The 6,630-nt window shown below is 57.2% G+C and carries 5 protein-coding genes and 1 pseudogene; all 6 read left to right on the forward strand.

Features of this window, described 5'->3' with window-relative positions:
• The first annotated feature begins 74 nt into the window (after positions 1 to 74).
• Positions 75 to 962: a heat resistance protein YfdX2 gene (gene yfdX2, locus ACN0V1_RS20240; protein ID WP_262252117.1), complete on the forward strand. Its 888-nt coding sequence runs from the start codon at positions 75 to 77 to the stop codon at positions 960 to 962.
• A gap of 96 nt (positions 963 to 1,058) precedes the next feature.
• Entirely contained in the window at positions 1,059 to 1,670 is a 612-nt protein-coding gene (locus ACN0V1_RS20245; RefSeq protein WP_169873443.1) for an HdeD family acid-resistance protein, read from the forward strand.
• A gap of 98 nt (positions 1,671 to 1,768) precedes the next feature.
• The gene (locus ACN0V1_RS20250; protein WP_417546702.1) at positions 1,769 to 2,908 is read left to right on the forward strand and encodes a hypothetical protein; all 1,140 of its coding nucleotides are present in this window, start codon (positions 1,769 to 1,771) and stop codon (positions 2,906 to 2,908) included.
• Positions 2,904 to 3,344, forward strand: coding sequence for a heat resistance system thioredoxin Trx-GI (gene trx-GI, locus ACN0V1_RS20255; RefSeq protein WP_014236590.1), 441 nt, complete (start codon positions 2,904 to 2,906; stop codon positions 3,342 to 3,344). Before ACN0V1_RS20250 ends, trx-GI begins: the two co-directional genes overlap by 5 nt.
• A gap of 155 nt (positions 3,345 to 3,499) precedes the next feature.
• Positions 3,500 to 6,307: an EAL and GGDEF domain-containing protein gene (locus ACN0V1_RS20260; RefSeq protein WP_417546703.1), complete on the forward strand. Its 2,808-nt coding sequence runs from the start codon at positions 3,500 to 3,502 to the stop codon at positions 6,305 to 6,307.
• Between the two features lie 220 nt (positions 6,308 to 6,527).
• Positions 6,528 to 6,630, forward strand: a pseudogene (locus ACN0V1_RS20265) (IS5/IS1182 family transposase); the annotation flags it as partial.

Raw genomic sequence — 6,630 nt, forward strand, 5'->3', positions numbered from 1 at the left:
GTCAGTCTCGCGATGTTCGCAGTCAGCCCCAATAGATTCGCCTATTGTCACTAACTCATACGAGGCATATCACCATGAATGAGCAAACATCGAATCCCAATGCGACGAACAAAGAAATAAACGAACAGGCCGCGGTAAGCAGCCTTCCTGTCAGTCCAGAGGCCAAGCCTGAAGTCGTCACGGAGGTACAGCCTGAGGTTCAGAAGGAAACGGACTCGCAGGCGGCAGACAAACGTAAACAAGTCCTCGATGAGGCCGTCTCGGCCTTGGCGCTGACCAAATCAGCGCTGGCCGCACTTGACGGCAAGGACGCTGCACGCGCATTGGCAACGCTGGCCGAAGTGACGGGAAAGCTGGAGCTGATCGTTGCGCGCGAACCCACGCTCGCCCTGGCCCCCGTTGATGTGCGCACCATCGTGCACGACTTGTTCGCCAACACGGAAACCATTGAGGCGATGACCGACGAGGCGCTGGACGCCCTCAAACATGGCGAGGTGCAACAGGCTCGCCACGTGCTGGCTTTGCTGGCCAGTGAAATCGTGATCACGGTCACCAACATCCCTCTGGCGTCCTATCCCGCAGCCGTGAAGGCAGTCGTGCCGCTGATCGATCAGGGCAAGATCGAAGAAGCCAAAGCCGCGCTGCAGTCAGCGCTCAGCACGCTGGTCGAGGAGCGCAGCGTTCTTCCGCTGCCCGCCCTGCGCGCCAGGCTGCTCCTGAAGCGCGCCGAGACCTTGGTAGAAGATGGTCAGCGGAGCGAAGCGTCCAATGAGCGCCTGGAGACATTATTGAACGAAGCGCGGCAGCAGTTGGAAATGGCAGAACTGCTGGGTTATGGAAAGAAGAAGGACTTTGAGCCCCTGTATGCTGAACTCAAGAAAGTCAAGCAAAAGACGGCTGGGGGAGGCGGCGGAAAAGGCTGGCTCGATGAAATCAAGGCAAAGCTGTCCAAGTTGTTCTGAAACCGCTGGATAGGGCGTAAGAGGGGCGCGTCGCGCCCCTCTCTTGGCTCAGGAGTGTTTGCTTTTTCACCCCATTAGATCTTTAGGAGATATAGCATGAACACAGACACCATCACCGATTCCAGTGCGGATGAGCCCACCAAAACACTGTGTTCATTGACCGAAAATTGGTGGATTTTTGCGTTGCGCGGTGTCTTGGCATTGATTTTCGCAGCCCTTGCGTTCTGGATGCCACAATCGGCTCTGTTGGCCATGACGATAGTGTTCGGCGCATTTTCTTTGGTCAATGGTGCGTTCAACCTGGTTGCAGCGGTGCGGCAAATGCGGCAAAAGCAGCGCTGGGGCTGGCTGTTGTTCAGCGGCATCGTCGGCATACTCACCGGTGTCGTTGTGGTAGTTGCCCCTCTGGCTGCCACTTTGGCGTTGGCCTATTTCTTGTGGGTAAGCGTGGCATTCTGGGCAATTTTCACCGGTATGCTGGAGATATCCGCCGCCGTTCGTCTGCGCCGGGAAATCAAGGGCGAGATCTGGCTTGCCCTCAGCGGGCTGCTTTCCGTGCTCCTCGGTGCGATCATCCTATGGATGTTTTTTACCCGCCCGATCGAATCATTTCTGGCCGCGGGCTGGGTATTGGGTTTCCATGCTGCGATCTTCGGTATGACTCTTTTGCTTCTTAGTTGGCGTTTGCGCAAAGCGCGTCAGCGGTAAGGGCGTGAAAAACCAAACCGTAAGATCATCTTTGAAAATCAACATATCCAATCACCCGGGTCCACTCACCTGGGCGGACAACCCTAAAGGGCTTGAGCATGCGTATACAATATAGCTATCGACTCGTCGAAAAAGAATTTCATGAACCTTGGCGAATGTCTGTAGAAAAAGCGGTTGAACCCGCTCTCAAGCCGCTGATCGAAAAGCGCTCCGAAGATTCGGTACGTCTTCAAATCGTCCTCGAACGCGCGAAAAAAGGATCTCGCTTAACGGCCAGTGGCCACATGCACTTGCCGGGCAAAAAAATCGTCAGCGTCACTGCATCGCATAACGATCTGACGCCTCTCGCGCACATGCTAGCGCAGGCGTTGTTCCGGCAGGCCAAGAAGCACTTTGATCGGCTGAGCGCTCAGGATCAAATCAAGCGTAAGGCGCGTCGTGAACGCTTGCGCGAGCTCAAGGCGCGGATTGCCGCAAAACCCGCATCAGCCGCCCATGAGGCCGAGGCGACCCGAATGCCTCTACTGTCGAAACTTGAGGCTGTCGCAAGGCGTGAGCTGGCTTATCTGCGGGCCGTCGGCGATTTACCGCGCGATTATCCGACGCTGCGCGACGTGGTGGATGAAGCGATTGTCCGAGCTGAGGTGGAATGGCAATCCGTGCCGGAAGAAAAAGCGGCTTACATCGGTCTTCTGAAGCATCTGTTCGCCGTCCTGGATCACGAAGTGGCAAACAGCCGACAATTTGGCGAATTCGTTTCTCTGGACGCGCCGGTCGAAGCGGATGCCCAGGACGTCGCCGAGGCCATGGTGGAAGAGGAAGTCTTCGAATTTTATCAGCCCGATGACACACTCAGGCTGGCCGATATCATCGCTGACAGTCAGCATCCCGATGCCGCAACGATCGCGGAACAGGAGGAGCTAGTTGATCGGTCGAGCGAGTTCGCTTTTGCATTCGACCTGCTGAAGGACATGCCGCGTTTGTGGCGGCGCATTTTTCTGCTTATCCGTGTGGACGGGCTGGATGCCAGCAGCGTCTCTGAGATCCTGCTGATTCCTAGTAAGGAAGATACTGTCCAAAGGTGGCTCATGCAGGCCGAAGCGTTCATCGCTGCTCATTTGGAAGAGGCCGGAGTAAGCAAAGACGGGAACGATTGGCTCCAAGGCGTTGATTGGTCGGCATTGTCTGTGACCCGAAGCGCGGCAGCCTCACTGTGGTCCAAGGAGGCGAACCATTAAGAATGATCTTCACCTCGTCTGTCCGCATTGCCAGTCCATCAACCGCGTACCGACTGCGAAGCTATCGGAACATCCCAACTGCGGCCGCTGCCAGCAGCCCTTGTTCACGGGCGAACCCATCGAGTTGACCACGGCGACGTTCTCGCGCCACGTGGAGCGCAGCGACCTGCCACTGTTGGTCGATTTCTGGGCACCTTGGTGCGGGCCGTGCAAGATGATGGCCCCGCAGTTCCAGCAAGCGGCGCGCCAGCTCGAACCCAGGGTCAGGCTGGCCAAGGTCAATACCGAGGCAGAACCCCACCTGGCCGCCCAGTTCGGTATTCGCAGCATTCCAACCCTGATTTTGTTCCGAGGGGGACATGAGGTTGCACGTCAGGCGGGCGCCATGGGCGCGCAGGACATTATGCGCTGGGTGACATCCCGCTTGCCGCAATGACCCGGCGCGAACCACCCTGCTTATCAGTTGTGCGATCCTTGAAGAAAGTGCGTAGCCGCGATGCATAGCGACCCCAACCACACAATCTTTGACGAAATACGCTCCGAGTTGCAGAAACGTTGGAACCTCTGTTTCACCCATAAGGAGCGTCACCTTTGAACGAGACGCCTCAAATCTCAGCCCGACACTGTGACCAGATTAACCAGAATGCCCATTCTGGCAGTTGGCATCTCGATCTTGGCTCGCAACTCCTCACTTGCTCCGATGAAGCCTGCCGCGTGCTCGGCCTGGATGTTGGTGCGCCAATAGCCTTCGAGCGATTCCTGCAGTGCATTCACCCTGAAGACCGCCCCCTCTTCGATAGGGCATGGGATGCTGCCATGTGCGGAAAGACCCTTGATCTGCGGTATCGCATCGTCAGCGGAGGGCAGGTTCGCTGGATACACCTGCGGGCAACATTCAAGGGCGACGCCTCTGGTCGGCCCAGAGCGGCAGACGGGACGGTAGAGGACATCACCGATCTCAAGAGGGTCGAGCAGGCGCTGAACGCTATGCGCCGACAGCGAGAAGAGTTGGCCAGCCACGTTCCCGGTATGCTTTACCAATACCGTCTTCGTCCGGACGGCAGCTCGCACTTCCCTTATGCCAGCGCGAGGATACAGGAAATATACGGGGTTGCACCGGAGGATGTTGTTGAGGATGCCACTCCTGCGTTCGCTGCGCTCCATCCTGAAGACCGCGACCGTGTGCATGAAACCATACAGGTGTCGGGGCAGTCACTCGCGCTTTGGCATGACGAGTACCGAGTGCAGTTTCCAGACGGTCGGGTGATCTGGGTCGAAGGTGAGGCGTCGCCTGAAGCCATGCCTGATGGGAGCATCCTCTGGCACGGCTATATCCATGATGTCACCTCACGCAGAAGATCCGCGGAAGAGCTTCGCCTTGCGGCTGAAGTTTTTGAGCACGCAGGAGAGGGCATCCTCGTTACGGACGCTCAAGGCCACATTGTCAACGTCAATCGGGCGTTTTCCGTGATCACTGGTTATGCGCGGGAGGAAGTAATGGGTCAGACACCTCGTCTGCTCGAGTCCGATCGCTATGACGATGAGTTCTATCAGACCGTTTGGCAGGCTCTGCGTGAGCACGACTATTGGCACGGAGAGCTCTGGTGCCGACGCAAGAACGGCAGTCAGTTTGCCGCGCTGCTGACGATCAGTGCAGTGCCGGATATGCAGGGCAATATCGAGCATTACGCAGCCATGTTTTCCGACATCACAGCGCTGAAGGAAAACCAGCAACAGCTTGAACGCGTTGCTCATTACGACCTGCTCACCGGCTTGCCCAATCGACTATTGCTTGGAGACCGCCTTAAGCAGGCCATTCGTCAGACGCGTCGGCGTGGCATGCACCTGGCGGTTGTCTTCATCGATCTGGATGGATTCAAGAAGGTCAACGACCAGCACGGCCACGCAGTCGGCGACAAATTGCTGTCCGTCCTGTCCAGGCGTATGACGCAGGTGTTGCGCGAAGACGATACCTTGGCCCGTCTTGGTGGTGATGAGTTTGTCGCTGTTCTGCTCGACCTGCCGGATATTTCCGTCAGCGTACCGATTCTCAATCGCTTGATCGAGGTGGCTGCACAGCCCGTACCGATTGGTGACGCACTGTGCGAGGTGAGCGCGAGTATCGGTGTGAGCTACTACCCGCAAGGCGAAGATATCGACGCCGACCAACTGCTGCGGCAGGCAGATCAGGCTATGTATCGTGCCAAGCAAGCCGGCAAGAATCGATATCACGTTTTCGATACGGAGAAGGACTGTACACTGCGCACCCGTCACGAAGGATTTGACAGCATAGAGAAGGCACTTGCCAATGGGCAGTTTCTGCTTTATTTCCAACCCAAGGTCAACATGCGCACCGGTGAGGTGCTGGGCGCCGAAGCCTTGATCCGCTGGCAACATCCAACGCGTGGCTTGTTATCTCCGGCCTCCTTCATACCCATCATTGAGAACCATCCGCTCGGGATTGACGTGGGGGAATGGACCATCGAGGCTGCGCTGACCCAGATCGAAGCTTGGCGCAAGGCCGGCCTTCATGTCCCGGTCAGCGTGAATATCGGTGCGCGGCACCTGCTGCAACCGGACTTCATCATGCATCTACGGGGTATGTTGTCACGACATCCCGGCGCCCAGCCGCAAGACCTTGAACTGGAAATCCTCGAAACCAGCGCCGTGGAGGACTTCGTTCAAGTGTCTCAGTCGATGGCGCTGTGCGAAAGGATGGGATTGCGTTTTGCCCTCGACGATTTCGGCAGCGGCTATTCATCGCTTACCTATCTGAAGCGCCTGCCCGCGTACCTGCTCAAGATCGACCAAGGTTTTATACGCGACATGCTCGAGGACCCGGACGATATCGCCATCCTGGATGCGCTACTGGCACTGGCAAGGTCGTTTGGCAGGAACTGCATCGCGGAGGGAGTCGAATCCATCAAGCATGGAGAAATTCTGCTGCGTCTGGGATGCGAGTGGGGCCAGGGTTATGCCATCGGGCATCCGATGCCGGTGCATGAATTCGAGCAATGGCTACACACCTGGCAGGTACCCTTATCCTGGAAGGGATTTAAACCTGACAGTCGCTCCGCGCTGCCCGTGCCGTTCACATACGCCGACCACCGGGTCTGGATTTCCCAGATGATCGACTATCTGTCAGGTAAGACCCAAGTGCCGCCTCAACCCGAAGCACTCCAATACTGGCGGGATCAAAGTGGCCGCCCGACGTTCTTCGGCAAGGATCCTGATGATCAGGTCGATGTCCTGCATCAGAGCATCCAGCAGTTAGCGCACACCCTGAGTGAAATGAAAAATGCCGGCCGTGTCGAGGCATTGAAGGCTGGCATCGACAAGTTGCAACATTTGCAGGCGGATCTGCTGGGATTGCTGCCGCCAGACCAGAAGCCGGATTGATGCCATGCATGGGACAAAGGGTTGACGTGCAAGAGGCTGATCCACCCATCGGCGGCGCCACGGGCGCGCAGGACATTATGCGCTGGGTGGCTTCGCAATTGCCTCGGCAATCCAGGTGTAATCGAGTCGTCTTCTCGGACTGCCCGTTCCATTAGGGAAGGTCTGAAAAAGACTTCCCGAATCTGGTGAAACACGCCGATCCCGCCAGCCGAGTTTTTCCATGAAGCAGATGACCTTCGCCGACGCCGAGTACGCCGGCAAGCGCAAGCAGACCCGTAAGGAATTGTTCCTGATCGAGATGGATCAGGTGGTGCCGTGGAAGG

The sequence above is a fragment of the Marinobacter sp. genome (genome assembly GCF_048266785.1).
In the GTDB taxonomy this organism is placed as follows: Bacteria; Pseudomonadota; Gammaproteobacteria; order Pseudomonadales; family Oleiphilaceae; genus Marinobacter.

Coding starts and splice junctions, on each gene's coding strand:
- yfdX2 (WP_262252117.1), top strand. CDS start 75: ATGAATGAGCAAACATCGAATCCCAATGCGACGAACAAAGAAATAAAC.
- ACN0V1_RS20245 (WP_169873443.1), top strand. CDS start 1,059: ATGAACACAGACACCATCACCGATTCCAGTGCGGATGAGCCCACCAAA.
- ACN0V1_RS20250 (WP_417546702.1), top strand. CDS start 1,769: ATGCGTATACAATATAGCTATCGACTCGTCGAAAAAGAATTTCATGAA.